The following is a 15,075-nucleotide window of genomic DNA, read 5'->3' as shown; positions in this document are numbered from 1 at the left end:
ACATTACTTTGAAGCCGGTGCACCGGTTGTCTTGCGGCGAAATTGTGATGGCGTTTTACCCGTCACTTTCTTAAATACCCTGATGAAGTAATTTAAATCGTTAAATCCGACCATCATGGCAATGTCGGTAATAGATGGCTGACTGCTACTCAGGTACTGCTTAGCTTCCTTAATCCGATGGGTATTGATATATTCGGTTATCGTCAACCCGGCTTCCTGTTTAAATTTTCTGGAAAGATAGGATGGATTAGTCCCGATTGACTCGGCAATTTTATCTAAAACAATGGGATGGCCAAGGTTTAATAAAATATAGTCTGCTGCCCGTTTGATCATCGGCGAAAAGTCGTTGGTGGAAACTTGTTGAACCAACTTACAGTACTCATCCGTCATTGAAACGACCAACGTGTGGAGCCCCTGTAAGTTAACCTGTTTCTCAATCAATAGGGCATATTTTTCGGAAATGTCATTTAGGTAAAGGGGATGCACCCCACCTTTATGGGCGGCAATTCTGCAGATTGTGTTGAACACAAAACAGATATTTTTAGATGATCGAAGTGGTTTATTGGGAATCCGATTTGAAAAAGAATCAAATATTTTAGTCATCGTTTGGCTTAATTGTCTGACGGCGACTTCATTTCCCGATGCAATCGCATTGGTGATCTTTTCTTCATTTAAATAGTTGTTTACAATTTGCTGCTGATGTTCCGTGTCAATGATTTTACCCGCCTTGGGAGTTGGTGGATTATTACTAATGAGTTTAGCTCCCTGCGTTGCTGGAACCAAAGGTTTGGAAAATAAATTCACCAGTAACGTCCCCAGATCATTGATTTGGGTCGATGAAAGCACCGGTAAGCTTTGGTAGAACTGCTCTAATTGACTGCGCTCACTAATGTTATAGCCATTTTCAGCGATAATGTCATTCACCTCATCAATCGTAAATGCAGTTGTCAGAAATGGGCCGAGTATCACAACTGGCTGTTTAATTGCCGAGGTGGGTAGCTTGAGAGTCACGTAGTTGAGTTGTCCCGGGTCGGTGTAGGTAAAGTAGTCCGGATATTGATACTTTTGCGCGTAAGTGAATATTGTCTGCAGCTTTGAAGATTGCTGGAATTCTGGTAACCAATTCTCCTGAATCTTAAACATCGGATGACCACTGGCTTCAAGAACCATGATGTCAATATGGGTTAGAGAATGGATCAAATCAGCAGTTGAACCATAATTGTTCGTTAGCATAAGCAATTCTTCTTTTTGTTAGCGGTTACATAAAAAGTCATTAAAGTGATACAAATGTAAAAATAGGATAAGCATCTATCTTGATTCTAGCCTATAGTAAAGACATTGAAAAGAAATAATTTAAAGATTACTAGCCAAATGGAGGAAATTAAAAATGTTATATCCACTTACAACACCCAGCAGAACATTATTGGACTTATCAGGCCTATGGAAGTTTATGATCGATGAAGAAATTAACCCTATCGATCCGAAAAAGCCATTACCAATTGAAGATGTGATATCAGTTCCAGCATCGTTCAATGACCAAACGGCTTCCAAAAAGATTCGTGAACATAATGGATTTGTTTGGTGTGAAACCAACTTTGATATCGCTAAGCCATTACGAAGCCAAAGGTTGGTTTTGCGATTTGGATCGGCCACTCATGAAGCATGGGTTTATCTAAACGGGAAAGAAATTACCCATCATAAGGGCGGCTTTACACCGTTTGAGGTTGAAATCAACGATTATTTAAAAGATAGTAACAACCGTTTAACTGTTAAATTGAGTAACATTCTTGATTACACGACTTTGCCTGTTGGAAATTATTCAGAAACCAGAGATAAAGATGGGCATATTCAGCGTCACGTTGACGAAAACTTTGATTTCTTCAATTACGCCGGATTACAAAGACCTGTCAAAATTTATTCAACTCCCAAAGATTACATTGGTGACATTACTGTGGTTCCCGATGTTGACTTGGAAAAATCCAACGCGGATATTCATATCAAGGTTGCAACCGAAGGTCATTTTGATGAGGTTAAGGTTACATTGTTGAACCAAGATGGTGTTCAAGTTGCCAGTGGAACCGGTGTTGATCAGACATTACAAATTGTTGATGCCCATTTGTGGCAACCGCTGCATGCTTATCTCTATACTGCAAAAGTTGATGCGATTGAAAATGGAGAAGTCGTTGATACTTACTCGGAAGAATTTGGTGTCAGAAAAATTGAAGTGAAAAATGCCCAATTCTTGATTAATGGCAAGCCATTTTACTTCAAAGGATTTGGTAAGCATGAAGATTCGTATGTCCATGGACGTGGCTTTAATGAACCCGTGAACGTATTGGACATTCACTTGATGAAAGATATGGGGGCAAACTCGTTCCGAACTTCCCATTATCCATATTCAGAAGAAATGATGCGCTTGTGTGACCGAGAAGGAATTGTTGTGATTGACGAAACACCTGCTGTTGGCTTGATGACAAGCTTTGGATTTGATGTTTCAATGCTTGAAAGCGACGACTACCAAGACGATACTTGGACCAAATTAAAGACGGCTGAAGCTCATAGACAGGTCATCAAAGAGATTATCGATCGTGACAAGAATCATGCTTGTGTTGCCATGTGGTCGATTGCCAATGAAGCTGCAACATTTTCCAAGGGTGCTTATGAATACTTCAAACCATTGTTTGATGAAGCGCATGAACTAGATCCCCAAAAGCGTCCATGCACATACACGAGTATCATGATGGCCAATCCAAAAACTGACAATTGCATTTCATTAGTTGATGTTATTGCTTTGAATCGTTATTACGGTTGGTACGTTGGTAATGGCGACCTCGAAACTGCAGAGAGGGCAACACGTGATGAGTTAAAAGAATATTCTGAGAAATTCCCGGATAAACCAATTATGTATACCGAGTATGGTGCCGACACAATTCCAGGACTTCACAGCAACTACGACGAGCCGTTTTCCGAAGAGTTCCAAGAAGATTACTATCGGATGGCAAGCAAAGTCTTTGATGAATTTCCACACTTTGTCGGCGAACAGCTTTGGAACTTTGCTGACTTCCAGACAAAATTCGGTATTCAACGTGTTCAAGGGAACAAGAAGGGAATCTTCACTCGCTCCCGTGAGCCGAAGATGGTTGTGCGCTACTTGAAGAATCGATGGACAAACATTCCCAACTTTGATTATAAAAAGAAATAGTGTGATTATTTGAACCGGAACACGTGATTCCGCGCGGACCGGTTTTTTATTGCAAAAATGGAAGCGCTTAACAAGAACCCTGATAGGTTTAAAGGAGGAACTAACAATGAAATCGGAAAAGTTAAAAATGGGCGAAAAGGTTGCGTATGGGCTTGGTGACTTGGGAAATGGGTTAATGTTTCAATTTGCTCAGCTGTTCTTATTGAAGTTTTATACGGACGTACTGCAAATTCCTGCATATTGGGGAGGCTTAATATTTCTGATTGCCAAATTCTTTGATGCGTTTGTTGACACAAGTGTGGGTGCATTCGTAGATTCTCGAAAGCACATTTCCAAACGCGGTAAATTCCGGCCATACATTCTATATGGATTGCTATTCTTGGGAATTGCCACGGTTGCCTGTTTTATTACGCCAAACTTTAGTGAAACCGGTCGAATTGTTTACGCCTTTGTGACGTATAACATCATGGGATTCTTTTACTCAGTCGTAAATATTCCTTATGGATCTTTAGCAGCAGCTATGACAATGGATTCGGGTGATCGGACTTCATTGGCTGCTGCACGGAATTTGACTGGTCAAATGGCAGCTTTATTAACTGGTGCAGTGGTTATTCCCATGGTAGCAATCTTTGCCACTCCAAAAATTGGGTATATTAGTACTGTTGCGCTTTTTGCCGCAGCTGGGGTGATTTCTCAAATTCTTTGTTATACCGGAACCCACGAGCGGATAATTGATCATACCCCACGTAAGAAGGGGGATGGCGTCAAATCAATCAAAGGTTTACTAACCAATCGGCCTTTCATCATTCTCTCAATTTTTACAATTTTAAGTGTTGGTTCGATGTTCCTCAAAATGGGTATCCAACTTTACTACTTCCAATACGTCTTGGGACAGGTTGGCTTGGTAAGTCTTGTGAGTTTGTTAAGTGCATTGTCAATTATCCCCGCCGTGATCTTTGCAACTCCTTTGGTAAAGAAAATTGGTAAGAAGAACGTTGCCATTTACGCTACGATTGGTTTTATCATTGCGGAACTTGTGAACTTCTTTGTGACCGGCCGTCAAGTTGTTCCATATTTGGTCGTAAACACTATTTCATACATGTTCTTGGGGTTCAGTGGCACAGTTGCCTTTGCATTTGTTAATGACGTGATTGAATATGGACAGCTTCAAACTGGTATTCGTTCCGAAGGTATTATTTATTCCGGGTACAGTTTTGTTCGTAAAATTGCGCAAGGTGTGGCTGGTTTTATTCCAGGCCTAGCACTGACAATGACAGGTTACGTTGCCAACCAGCAGCAATCAGCTTCCACAATTTCAGGAATCAGTGCCGTTTACTTCTTGATTCCCGCAATTGCTAGCGCAATCTCATGTTTGGTATTTTACTTTGGATACGATTTGACCGATGAGAAACATGATGCCATTGTGAAAGAGTTGGAAGAACAAAAAGCTGTCCAGAAAATGGATGAGGAATCAGATAATAGTGAAGGAAATGTGATTCTGGGATCATTGGAAGCAGAGACGACCGATGCAGGTGTCATCAATCATCCACAGGGGTAAACAGAAATAGAAGGTAAAAAACAAAAGGTTCTCAGCGTTCATCGTTTGAGGACCTTTTTTGCACACAGTGTGTTTGGATTATTTTATTTGCAACTTTATATTCCATCTTAGAAACGACACTAAAAGAAAAGCTGGTTTTTATCTCCTCAACAACGAATCAATTGGATCCCTGAATTTATCGTTTTCTAATTAGAACCCGCCTCATTCATATGTTAAGATTAGTGCAACATATAAAAGTCGATTAAGGAAGTTTCTTCAATTATAGAAAGGGTTTTTACATGGCGTTTGTGGGTCAAATTGCGTTAATTTTAATTGCAACATTACTAGCGGCTGCGATCAGTCAACGTTTGGGGATGCCTGCCGTGATTGGTCAATTAATTGCCGGAGTTATTTTGGGACCGGGAATTCTCGGGGTCCTTCACAATACGGAATTAATGCACGCCGGAGCAGAAATCGGCGTGATTATTTTAATGTTTATTGCCGGAATTGAAAGTGACCTTGATCTGTTAAAAAAATATTTCAAGCCGGCCATCAGTGTTGCGGCGATCGGGGTTCTTTCCCCGATGGCAACCTTTTACATCTATGGTGAAATAATGGGCCAGGGTTTTGAACGTTCAATATTCTGGGGCGTTATTTTTGCCGCAACATCCGTTTCAATTAGTGTCGAAGTTCTTCGGGAATTTAAGAAGCTGAACACCAAAGAAGGGGCGACTATCTTGGGAGCCGCGGTGGTTGATGATATTATCGCCGTTGTCCTGCTGAGTATTTTCGTCAGCTCATTTGGCGTTGGTGGCGGAGGTTCCTCTAATTTATTAGTTGCAACCATCTATCAATTGATCTATTTTTTAGTTGTGATCATCTTGGTCAAATGGGTAGTGCCGGTCATTTTACGGGTGGCAGAACGCTTGCCGGTTCACGGATCGGTTGCCATCACGTCATTGGCACTTTGTTTAACAATGGCTTGGTCGGCGGACGCACTGGGATTAAGCTCGGTAGTCGGTGCATTCTTTGCCGGGGTTGCCGTTTCTCAGACTAAATTTCAGTCTGAAATTTCCAGCAGTGTCAGTTCGGTTGGATACACGTTCTTTATTCCAATCTTCTTTGTCAGCATCGGATTGGACATGGAATTTAATAACGTCATTAAAAATTTAGGCTTCATTATTATCATGACGCTCTTGGCGATTGCCACGAAGCTATTTGGTGGTGCGCTTGGTGCTTGGATGACCAAAATGAATTGGAGCAGTGCATTTATCGTCGGTTCCGGAATGGTATCTCGGGGTGAAATGGCATTGATCATCGCCCAGATTGGGTTGTCAGCCAACCTGATGGCCAAGAATCTTTACTCGGAGATTATTATTGTCATTGTCCTGTCAACGATTGTGGCACCGCTGTTACTTAAGAAAACGATGAAGGTATAAAGGGGAGAGTTAATATGGTTACTGAATATGCAAGTGGAGCAGTTGTTTATCAAATTAGAGATGGTAAGATTTGGTATCTGTTATTGCAAAGTGCAACGTCAGACTTCTGGGGGCTGCCTAAAGGTCATGTTGAGCCGAACGAAAATTTGATTCAAACTGCCGTTCGGGAAATTCGGGAAGAAACCAACTTAAAAACTCAAATTGACTCGAATTTTAAGCAAAAAGTTGAATATGATATGAAGAATGGCCACCACAAAGACGTGACTTTCTACGTCAGCCGGGTTGCACCAGAAGTTAAAGTGCGCAAGCAGGACGAAGAAATCAATTCTTTTGGTTGGTTTGATTACGAAGATGCCTACAAAAAGTTGACCTACGATAACTTGCGTCAACTACTCAAAAGTGCCGATGAATACATTCGTGATAAAGAAAATATTGAGGACTAAGCGATGAAAAATCGAGTGTTTGTCATTACGGGAGCAGCCGGCAGCGGCAAGACAACCGTACGTGACTACTTACATGATAAATATAAAATGGCACGGGTAATTACCCATACCACCAGACCGCCGCGGGCTAACGAACGAGACGGAGTCGACTATTATTTCGAAGATGATAAGTCTTTTTTTGACAATCACTTCTTGGAATCAGTCCACTACGCCGGCCATTATTATGGCTCGTCTTATGAAGGCCTTGAAAATGCCTGGGAAAAATCACCGTTCGCTACAATTGTCTTGGACACGGCAGGAGCGATTACATATAAGAAAAAGTTGGGTGATAAGGCTGTCATCATTTTTCTACAGGTCGGAGATACTCATGAACTTCAACGACGCATGCAGGGCCGTGGCGACAATGCGGAAATGGTTGCCAAACGGATCAGCAGCAAGGAATACAATCGTGATTTGGAAATGCCGTATGAATTGCAGGAAAAAGCCTATAAAGTCATCAACCATGATTTGAATCAAACCCGCCGCCGGATTGATGAGATCGTCGAAAAGTATCAGCACTAGACGACCGTTTGGTTGTTGCCGCACGGGGATTATGGTAGTATGCAATAAACAGTAATTATTACTTATTAGAGGTGACCAGTATGCCTGAATCAATTGAACAAGCTACTCAAGTTTTAAAAGAAAATAATTTTAAGATCACAAAACAACGTCGGGCCATGATTGAATTTCTGGTGGGAACTGCAACGCATAAATTCGTAGAAGTGACCAGCATTGATGATTTCATGCGGAAAACATTTCCCAAAATGAGTCACAACACGATTTATCGCAACATTTCCGAATTTGCCAATCTCGGGATTGTTGAACGACAAGTCCAGGGCGATCGGGCTTCCGTTAAGTTCCAGTGTGATTTTCAACACGAGCATCACCATCACTTTATCTGCAGTAACTGTGGCAAGGTGATTGAGCTTAAGGACTGTCCATTAAGCCCTGAAATCACCAACCAGTTAGCCGGCTGCAAAGTTACGGGTCATCTGTTCCAGATCTATGGCCTGTGCCCACAATGTGCCAACTTAATGAATAATTAACGAATTATTTAGAATTCCTTCAGATTATTGTGCGATAATTGAGGCTACAAAATTTTAGTAAGGAAGTTTTTTGAATGGATAATAGAATTCCACCATTAATCACGCCGTTTGCAATTCTGTCCATTTCTTTGGCACTTGGCGCTACCAACGTTGTGGTCAATAATGTGACGTCCACCAATGAAGGAACCCCTAGGACCACTCAAACGACCCATCAAAAGAAAATTTCGGACTCAATTTATGGCAAGAAGAATAAGGACAAAGATAAAGATTCTGATGCCAAAGACAAAGCGGAAAAGGCAAAAGAAGAATCTGAGAAGAAAAAGGCGGCTGAAGAATCATCTGCAGCCAAAGCTTCGTCTGAAAAAGCTGAGAGTGAAAAGAACGCCGATTCATCTAGTGACCAGACAACCGACAACGATACCAATGACAACACCAACACGAATACGGATACAAACAAGTCCACTACAAATGGCGGGACAACCAATAAGGGAACCTCGACCAACAAAGGGACAACGACTGGTGGTGGCACCAATAATACTAATGGTGACACGAATTCCAATTCAAATACCCAGACCAATAGTGACAGCAGTAATACGACGTCTGGCACCAATGATACGACGACTCAAAAAAATAATACCAACACGAATGCCAACGCTGATGCGGATGTCGTTACCGGTAATTCAGGGGAGGGGAGTAACTAATGTTTAGTTTTTTGGACATGGTTAACCACTACCTGGGGTACTTTAATATTAACGTTACCCTTAAAAGCCGAATTTACACGGTCCTTGGATTCTTTGGCGATATCTATTTGTTCTACGTCAGCTTCAGATTCCTGCATAATCAGATGTTCACCAAAGGCATTCTGTTATTGCTGGTGGCCATTATTTTGATGTACTTCACTGTTTGCAACTTCTTCTATTACTTTACGAAGAAACAGCCGTGGTTTGATATTTCACCAAAATTGGCCAAGACACTGCATATTCAGGAGCATTCTCAAGAAACCCAGGTTGATTCAAAAATGGGCACAACGGTGATCCCTGAAACACGTAATGTTCCTACTAATGGATTATTTGACGACCAGCATTTGCTGCCGGCAAAAATCGAAGTCAGCCCCACTCAACAGGCTAACGTTGACCGGCTTGTCGCTCAAATGGAACAACAGCAGCTGTTTCATGCCGACTATAACGGAATGAGCGACCGGAAAATCTTTGAATTGTTGAAGGTTAACGGTAAGCCGGTTTATGCAATTGGCAAGGGTGTCTTACTTCCATACTTCGAAATGAAGCGTCAGGGCGCATCGCTGGTTGTTTACTGTGGCTTAAATCAAGCGGAAACTTATCCGGTCGGTGAAATTAGACGGGTTGGACTTCAATCAGTCAGTTCACTGGATTTAACCCACGTTAAGCTGTATTTGGCATCCGTGACATTGGTTGGCGGCCCGTACAAACAAATTGGCCGTGCCGGTGTTATCGAGGACCCTCAAGATTATAAATTAAGAGCAATGGTTGCTTACAAGAAGATGTAAGTGAAAGGGAATTATCATGAGAATCAACGTTTTGCAGCACACCCCAAATGAAGGACCCGGTTCGATTCAGGATTGGGCTCACGCAAAGGGCCACACAATGTATATTTATCATCCATATCAATTTGGACATTTGCCCACCGTCGAACAGACGGATATGTTAGTTGTTCTCGGAGGACCAATGAGTCCCAACGATGATTTACCGTGGATCCAACAAGAACGGGACTTGATTAAGGAACTGCTTGATAATGGCACACCCATTTTTGGTGCCTGCTTTGGGGCCCAGCAAATTGCAAAAACACTGGGATGCTCAGTGTCCAAAGGCCCCGCTAAAGAAGTCGGCTGGGCACCGGTGTACCGGAAGTCCGAAGTTATTCCCGGTTTGCCGAGTCAGCTGACTGCGTTGCACTGGCACGAAGATATGTTTGAAATGCCAAAAAACGCTGATCTTTTATTTTCCAGTGATAATCTGGCTAACCAGGGTTTTGTTTTAAATCATCAGGTTGTCGGCTTACAGTTTCATTTCGAACCCAAGGAAGACAATGTCCGAGAAATGGTGGTCAACGATTTCCCGTATATTAAAGGCTCGGTTCTTCATCAAACGGCTGATGAGATTTTAGCACGCCAAGTTCCAGCAGAAAATAAGAATGTGATGTTTCAGATTCTTGATTATATTTCAGAAAAATAGCTTTTTAATTGTAAGAGGATGGGACAAAAGTGTATGCTTTTGCCTCATCCTCTTTTTTTGTAATGGCATATTACTTTGCTAAAACATGGATCAATCGGCTGATCCCGGCCATTTAAGAACATAAATTCTGGGATCAAAACGCCTTTTGTCCCACTCTCTTCCTTTTTGCCATTTACATTCTCATTTTTCGCACTCAAAATGAACATTAAATTAAATTTTATGCAACTTAGGGTTTCCTTTTTCATGGTTTGTGAATTATAATTAAGTAATTACCCAAAAATATACATTTATGATGCGTGGGGGCAACAGTTCGCATGGTTGCTTGACTTGGCGATTGGAAGAAAATGTAACATGAGGCCAAACTTTTTGGAACATTTTTTTGACCTATCAAAATTTTTAACATATCATGGATGTAGTAACATTCTTAGGCAATTTTAATAATTAGCCTAAAGCATTGGAGGAAAATGACATGGCAATGATCGAATTTCAAGACGTACAAAAGTATTATGGCGATTTCCATGCATTAAAGGACATCAATTTAAAGATTGAAGCCGGTGAAACGGTTGTTTTAATTGGTCCTTCAGGTTCTGGTAAATCGACATTGATTCGAACGGTTAATGGACTTGAACCCATTCAAAAGGGTAAGTTAATCGTCAACGGGCAGGATTTGGCTAATAAGAAAACGGATGTTAACCGGATCCGTAAGAACGTCGGCATGGTGTTCCAGCATTTTAATTTGTATGCAAATAAGACAGTTCTTGAAAACATTATGTTGGCACCACGAATTGTTTTGAAACGTCCTGAAAAGGAAAATAAAGAGTTGGCAATGCAATTGTTGGATCAGGTTGGTCTTCAAAGCCAAGCTAATAAATTACCTGCTCAATTATCAGGTGGTCAGCAACAGCGTATCGCCATCGCCCGTTCATTGGCCATGAAGCCAAAGTGCCTATTGTTTGATGAGCCAACCAGTGCGTTGGATCCTGAAATGATTGATGATGTTTTGAACGTTATGAAAGAAATTGCGCAAGATTCCGATATGACAATGTTGGTTGTTACCCACGAAATGGGATTTGCCCGTGAAGTTGCCAACCGAGTTATCTTTATGGATGACGGCAGAATTTTGGAAGACGATTCCAGTGAAAAATTCTTTGATGGTGAACCCTCCAATGAGCGTGCACGACAATTCCTTGGAAAAATCATTACACATTAAAAATTTCATTATTTGGAGGTTGCGTCATGAAAAAGATCATATCAAGAATTGGGTTATTGTTAACCCTGCTCTTAATGGTCGTCTCTTTAAGCGCCTGTTCGAGTTCCGCATCCCAGAAAAATGTGTTGCGTGATGACAAACAGACCAAGACGATTACTTGGGGTGTTAAAGCCGATACCAAGCTCTTCGGTTTGATGGATGTACGAGACAATAAGATTAAAGGATTTGAAATTGACCTGGCAAAAGCGATGACCAAGCAAATCCTGGGTAAGGATGGCAAAGCCCGCTTTATTCAAGTTACCAGTCAGACCCGGATGCCGCTGTTGAGAAATGGTAATATCGATGCCATCATGGCAACCATGACCATCACGCCGGAGCGGGCAAAACAAGTTGACTTTTCTCGTTCATACTTTGATGCCGGACAAGCGATCCTTGTTAAGAACGGCAGTCCAATCAAAAACGTTAGAGATTTAAACAAGAATGGCGATGTCGTTCTTGGAGTTGTTGGTTCCAACTCAGTTCAAAATATTAAGAAGTTTGCGCCGAAAGCCAAGGTGCTTCAGTTAACCGATTATTCTCAAGCGTTAACTGCATTGAAGTCTGGTCAGGGTCAAGCGTTAACGACTGATAACGGTATTCTTTATGGTATGTCAATTGAAAACCCAGGTTATTCGGTTGTTGGTGGGACATTCACCAAAGAACCTTATGGAATTGCGGTTGACAAAGGCCAAGGCAAGTTTAGGGATGCCATGAACAACGCGTTGACCAAGGTTGAACAATCCGGCCAGTACAACAAGCTTCTCTACAAATGGTTCCACAAAGTTAAAGGATTTGACTTTAAGGGGGCAGAACGATGATAAGTATTTTTCAAAATTATGGTGGTGCGCTCCTGTATGGCTTGGGTCAAACGCTTCTCTGCAGTATTATTGCATTGATTTTCGCCCTGATCATTGGTTCAGGATTTGCCATTTTGGAAGTTGTGCCTAACAAGTTTTTAAGAATTATCGCTAAAGTTTATATTGAGGTATTCCGAAACATTCCATTGCTGGTTATTACGATGTTCTTCTACGTTGTTATTCCAATGTACGTTGTGGAAATCAGTGGTTTTGTTTCAGGGACAATCGGGTTGATTTTATACTCTTCAGCATTTATCGCCGAAACCGTTCGTTCAGGTATTCAATCAGTTGATCCCGGACAAATGGAAGGCGCTCGTGCCAATGGATTAAGTTTCTGGCAGGCGATGCGTTACATCGTCTTACCGCAAGCATTTAGATACGTTATTCCACCACTGGGCAACCAGTTCATCAACTTGGTTAAGAACTCGTCTGTCTTAGCCTTTGTTGCCGGATTTGATTTGATGTATCAAGGTAACGTCATTGCTTCTGATTCATTGCAAAGTATGAGCACTTACTTGTGTGTCGGTGTTCTATATCTGATTTTGACTTTGCCGTTGAGTTATTACATGCGTTATCTTGAAAAGAAATTGGCATAAAGGAGGAATCGAGATATGTTAACAGTCTTAGGTGCTTATTCATGGATTAACATCAGGTTCCTTCTTGAAGGGGCTTGGGTTACTGTCCTGGTTTCCGTTTGTTCGATTATTCTGAGTTACATATTCGGGATAATTTTAGGAATTATCAGATATGTTCAAATTAAATATTTATCAGCGATCGTTGGCTTTGTGATCGATATTATTCGGAACTTACCATTGATTCTGATTATCTTCTTTACCTACTTTGGGTTGCCAAATATCGGCTTCAAGCCGGATCCAATTTGGGCGTCAGTCATTGCGATGGCCGTCTTTGAGTCGGCGATGGTCGCCGAAATTGTCCGTGCCGGAATTGTTTCAATTCCAGTGGGTCAAATGGAAGGTGCCCGATCAACGGGAATGACTTATTGGCAGGCATTGAGATACATCATTTTGCCTCAAGCGATTAAGAACATGATTCCAGCGATTGTTAGTCAATTTATTTCCTTGGTTAAGGATACATCATTGGCCACAATCATTGTGCTGCCTGATTTGATGAACCACGCGCAAATCATTTATGGGCAAAACACCAACTACACGATTCCAATGTTCCTGGCATTGGCCGTCATGTACTTTATCGTGTGTTACTCACTGTCACTGCTTTCTCAATACCTCGACCACAGACTTGGCACTGCCAAGAAGTCGGGTGAAGTTGAAGAAGTTGTTCAAAGTGTCGAAAGATAGAATCATTGAATAGATAGTTAAAATAAAGAGGTTTGCTTCAGCCATTATTGAAATGGTTGAGGCAAACCTCTTTATTGATTAATTCAGTGTGTTAATCCAATACGTCAATTTGGCGAACATCCAACAAGTCACTCATTTCTTTGATGAACTCGTCAGGATTGGTTTTTCGCTTTAATCTGACTTGCATTTCCAATGAAAATGAGTCCGGCTTATATTCGATAATCCGCATTTTACTGTCTAAACCGCCGATCTCTTTTAGCCTTGCGGGAAGCTCATTCATTTCCGCTAGTTGACCGGTAATGGTGACTTGGAGTCGAATCATTGAACGGTTTGGATAGTGCTTGAGGGCTTTGATTCGGCGGACAATTGTCTGGGTAATTAGAATAATTAAAGTACCGGCAATTCCGATCACATACATATCGGCACCAATTGCCAGGCCGATTGCGGCGGTTGCCCACAAGCCGGCCGCAGTTGTTAATCCATCGATCTTATGATTGCGGGTGATGATAGCACCGGCACCGATGAACCCGATTCCGGTTACAACTTGAGCGGCAATTCGTGAAGGATCGATTGCAATTGTTTTTCGGCCCATTAGGTCAAAGAACCCGTATTTGGAAATGATCATGAATAATGCCGATCCAACCGCAACCAACATGTGGGTTCGAATCCCGGCGGTCTTCAGTCGCACCTTACGTTCATAGCCGACTGCTCCACCACAGATTGCGGACACAAGTAGCCTTAATATCCATTCCAATTGATATAAAACGTATGAGGTCATGGGCATCCTTCCTTTTATTATTACTAAGTTCGATTATAGACCGTCGATTGCCAAAAATAAAAAGATAATTGGCTTAAATCATCTGCACTCTAGGCATCAAAAAAGTTGTCATTTTTAGGACTAATTGGTTGTTAAAAACGGTGTAAACGATTACAATATGCTTGTCAAATGCTTAATCACGCTATGGGTCACTGAAAGGGGTGCATCATTATGGCAAGATTTGATGGAAAAGTAGCAATTTTTACCGGTGGTGGTTCTGGAATCGGTTTGGCAACAACAAAACAGTTTCTATCAGAAGGTGCAAAAGTTGCTGTTGGTGATTTTTCAGATAAAGCACAACAAGTAATTGAAGATTTGAATACTGATGACAACGCCTTATTCGTTAAGACAGACGTGACTCAAGAAGATCAGATTAAAAACCTGATTGAAAAGACTGTTGAGAAGTTCGGCAAATTGGACGTAATGTTTGCTAATGCCGGCATCCTTGACGACGGTGACATCACCGACTTGGATTTGAAGAGATGGCAAAAAACAATCAACATTAACCTGACTGGTGTATATCTGGCTGACAAATACGCCGTAGAACAATTCCTGAAACAAGGAAATGGCGGTGCAATTGTTAATACCGGCTCCATTCACAGTTTAGTTGCAATGCCAAGTATTACCGCGTATGGAGCTGCCAAAGGTGGGGTTAAGATCTTAACTCAAACCTTGGCTGCAACATATGCAAAGCAGGGCATTCGGGTTAACGCCATCGCTCCAGGTTATATTGACACCCCATTACTCAGTGCGGTTAATCCAGAGCTTAAGGCGAAATTGACAAAACTTCACCCACTTGGCCGACTGGGCAAACCGGAAGAAATTGCCAAGGGTGTTGCCTTCCTTGCAAGTGATGATGCTTCCTTTATCGTAGGTGACACCATGGTAATGGACGGTGGGTACACTTCGATTTAGCTCAT

Annotated in this window: 16 protein-coding genes; 14 read left to right on the top strand and 2 right to left on the bottom strand. The window is 41.7% G+C overall.

Going from position 1 to position 15,075, the window contains the following annotated elements:
• Positions 1–3 precede the first annotated feature (3 nt).
• A complete protein-coding gene (locus tag LKE01_RS04905) occupies positions 4–1,233 on the bottom strand; it encodes an AraC family transcriptional regulator (protein ID WP_054769130.1) in 1,230 nt (409 codons plus the stop codon).
• Between the two features lie 154 nt (positions 1,234–1,387).
• Here LKE01_RS04905 and uidA point away from each other — a divergent pair, with 154 nt between their 5' ends.
• The 13 genes from uidA to LKE01_RS04840 all read left to right on the top strand — a co-directional run bounded on the left by uidA (position 1,388) and on the right by LKE01_RS04840 (position 13,338).
• On the top strand, positions 1,388–3,202 hold the full coding sequence (gene uidA, locus LKE01_RS04900; protein ID WP_056982029.1) for a beta-glucuronidase: 1,815 nt from the start codon (positions 1,388–1,390) through the stop codon (positions 3,200–3,202).
• Positions 3,203–3,308: 106 nt separating this feature from the next.
• Positions 3,309–4,760: an MFS transporter gene (locus LKE01_RS04895; RefSeq protein ID WP_054769131.1), complete on the top strand. Its 1,452-nt coding sequence runs from the start codon at positions 3,309–3,311 to the stop codon at positions 4,758–4,760.
• A 278-nt stretch (positions 4,761–5,038) separates the two neighbouring features.
• The gene (locus tag LKE01_RS04890; RefSeq protein ID WP_056982023.1) at positions 5,039–6,178 is read left to right on the top strand and encodes a cation:proton antiporter; all 1,140 of its coding nucleotides are present in this window, start codon (positions 5,039–5,041) and stop codon (positions 6,176–6,178) included.
• Between the two features lie 14 nt (positions 6,179–6,192).
• Positions 6,193–6,621, top strand: coding sequence for a bis(5'-nucleosyl)-tetraphosphatase (locus LKE01_RS04885; protein WP_056982014.1), 429 nt, complete (start codon positions 6,193–6,195; stop codon positions 6,619–6,621).
• Between the two features lie 3 nt (positions 6,622–6,624).
• Entirely contained in the window at positions 6,625–7,182 is a 558-nt protein-coding gene (locus tag LKE01_RS04880; RefSeq protein ID WP_056982008.1) for a guanylate kinase, read from the top strand.
• An 80-nt stretch (positions 7,183–7,262) separates the two neighbouring features.
• Positions 7,263–7,706, top strand: coding sequence for a Fur family transcriptional regulator (locus LKE01_RS04875; protein WP_054769132.1), 444 nt, complete (start codon positions 7,263–7,265; stop codon positions 7,704–7,706).
• Positions 7,707–7,780: 74 nt separating this feature from the next.
• On the top strand, positions 7,781–8,407 hold the full coding sequence (locus tag LKE01_RS04870; protein WP_056982007.1) for a hypothetical protein: 627 nt from the start codon (positions 7,781–7,783) through the stop codon (positions 8,405–8,407).
• The gene (locus LKE01_RS04865) at positions 8,407–9,231 is read left to right on the top strand and encodes a DUF6681 family protein (RefSeq protein WP_054769133.1); all 825 of its coding nucleotides are present in this window, start codon (positions 8,407–8,409) and stop codon (positions 9,229–9,231) included. Before LKE01_RS04870 ends, LKE01_RS04865 begins: the two co-directional genes overlap by 1 nt.
• Positions 9,232–9,247: 16 nt before the next feature.
• On the top strand, positions 9,248–9,916 hold the full coding sequence (locus LKE01_RS04860) for a type 1 glutamine amidotransferase (RefSeq protein WP_056982006.1): 669 nt from the start codon (positions 9,248–9,250) through the stop codon (positions 9,914–9,916).
• Between the two features lie 469 nt (positions 9,917–10,385).
• Positions 10,386–11,126, top strand: a complete 741-nt coding sequence (locus LKE01_RS04855; protein ID WP_056982005.1) for an amino acid ABC transporter ATP-binding protein — start codon at positions 10,386–10,388, stop codon at positions 11,124–11,126.
• Between the two features lie 26 nt (positions 11,127–11,152).
• Positions 11,153–11,983: a transporter substrate-binding domain-containing protein gene (locus LKE01_RS04850; protein WP_056982004.1), complete on the top strand. Its 831-nt coding sequence runs from the start codon at positions 11,153–11,155 to the stop codon at positions 11,981–11,983.
• Positions 11,980–12,618, top strand: coding sequence for an amino acid ABC transporter permease (locus LKE01_RS04845; protein ID WP_054769135.1), 639 nt, complete (start codon positions 11,980–11,982; stop codon positions 12,616–12,618). Before LKE01_RS04850 ends, LKE01_RS04845 begins: the two co-directional genes overlap by 4 nt.
• 15 nt (positions 12,619–12,633) lie before the next feature.
• Positions 12,634–13,338 (top strand): amino acid ABC transporter permease, encoded by a 705-nt coding sequence (locus LKE01_RS04840; RefSeq protein WP_054769136.1) that lies wholly within the window; start codon positions 12,634–12,636, stop codon positions 13,336–13,338.
• 91 nt (positions 13,339–13,429) lie between these two features.
• Here the strand turns inward: LKE01_RS04840 and LKE01_RS04835 are convergent, their stop codons facing one another.
• Positions 13,430–14,116, bottom strand: a complete 687-nt coding sequence (locus tag LKE01_RS04835) for an MgtC/SapB family protein (RefSeq protein WP_054769137.1) — start codon at positions 14,114–14,116, stop codon at positions 13,430–13,432.
• Between the two features lie 210 nt (positions 14,117–14,326).
• Here LKE01_RS04835 and LKE01_RS04830 point away from each other — a divergent pair, with 210 nt between their 5' ends.
• Positions 14,327–15,070 (top strand): SDR family NAD(P)-dependent oxidoreductase, encoded by a 744-nt coding sequence (locus LKE01_RS04830; RefSeq protein ID WP_054769138.1) that lies wholly within the window; start codon positions 14,327–14,329, stop codon positions 15,068–15,070.
• Positions 15,071–15,075 lie beyond the last annotated feature (5 nt).

Source organism: Lentilactobacillus kefiri (assembly GCF_007989105.1).
Classification (GTDB): Bacteria; Bacillota; Bacilli; order Lactobacillales; family Lactobacillaceae; genus Lentilactobacillus; species Lentilactobacillus kefiri.
Note: the sequence above shows the minus strand (reverse complement) of the source record. Positions and strands in the feature narration are given on the sequence as shown.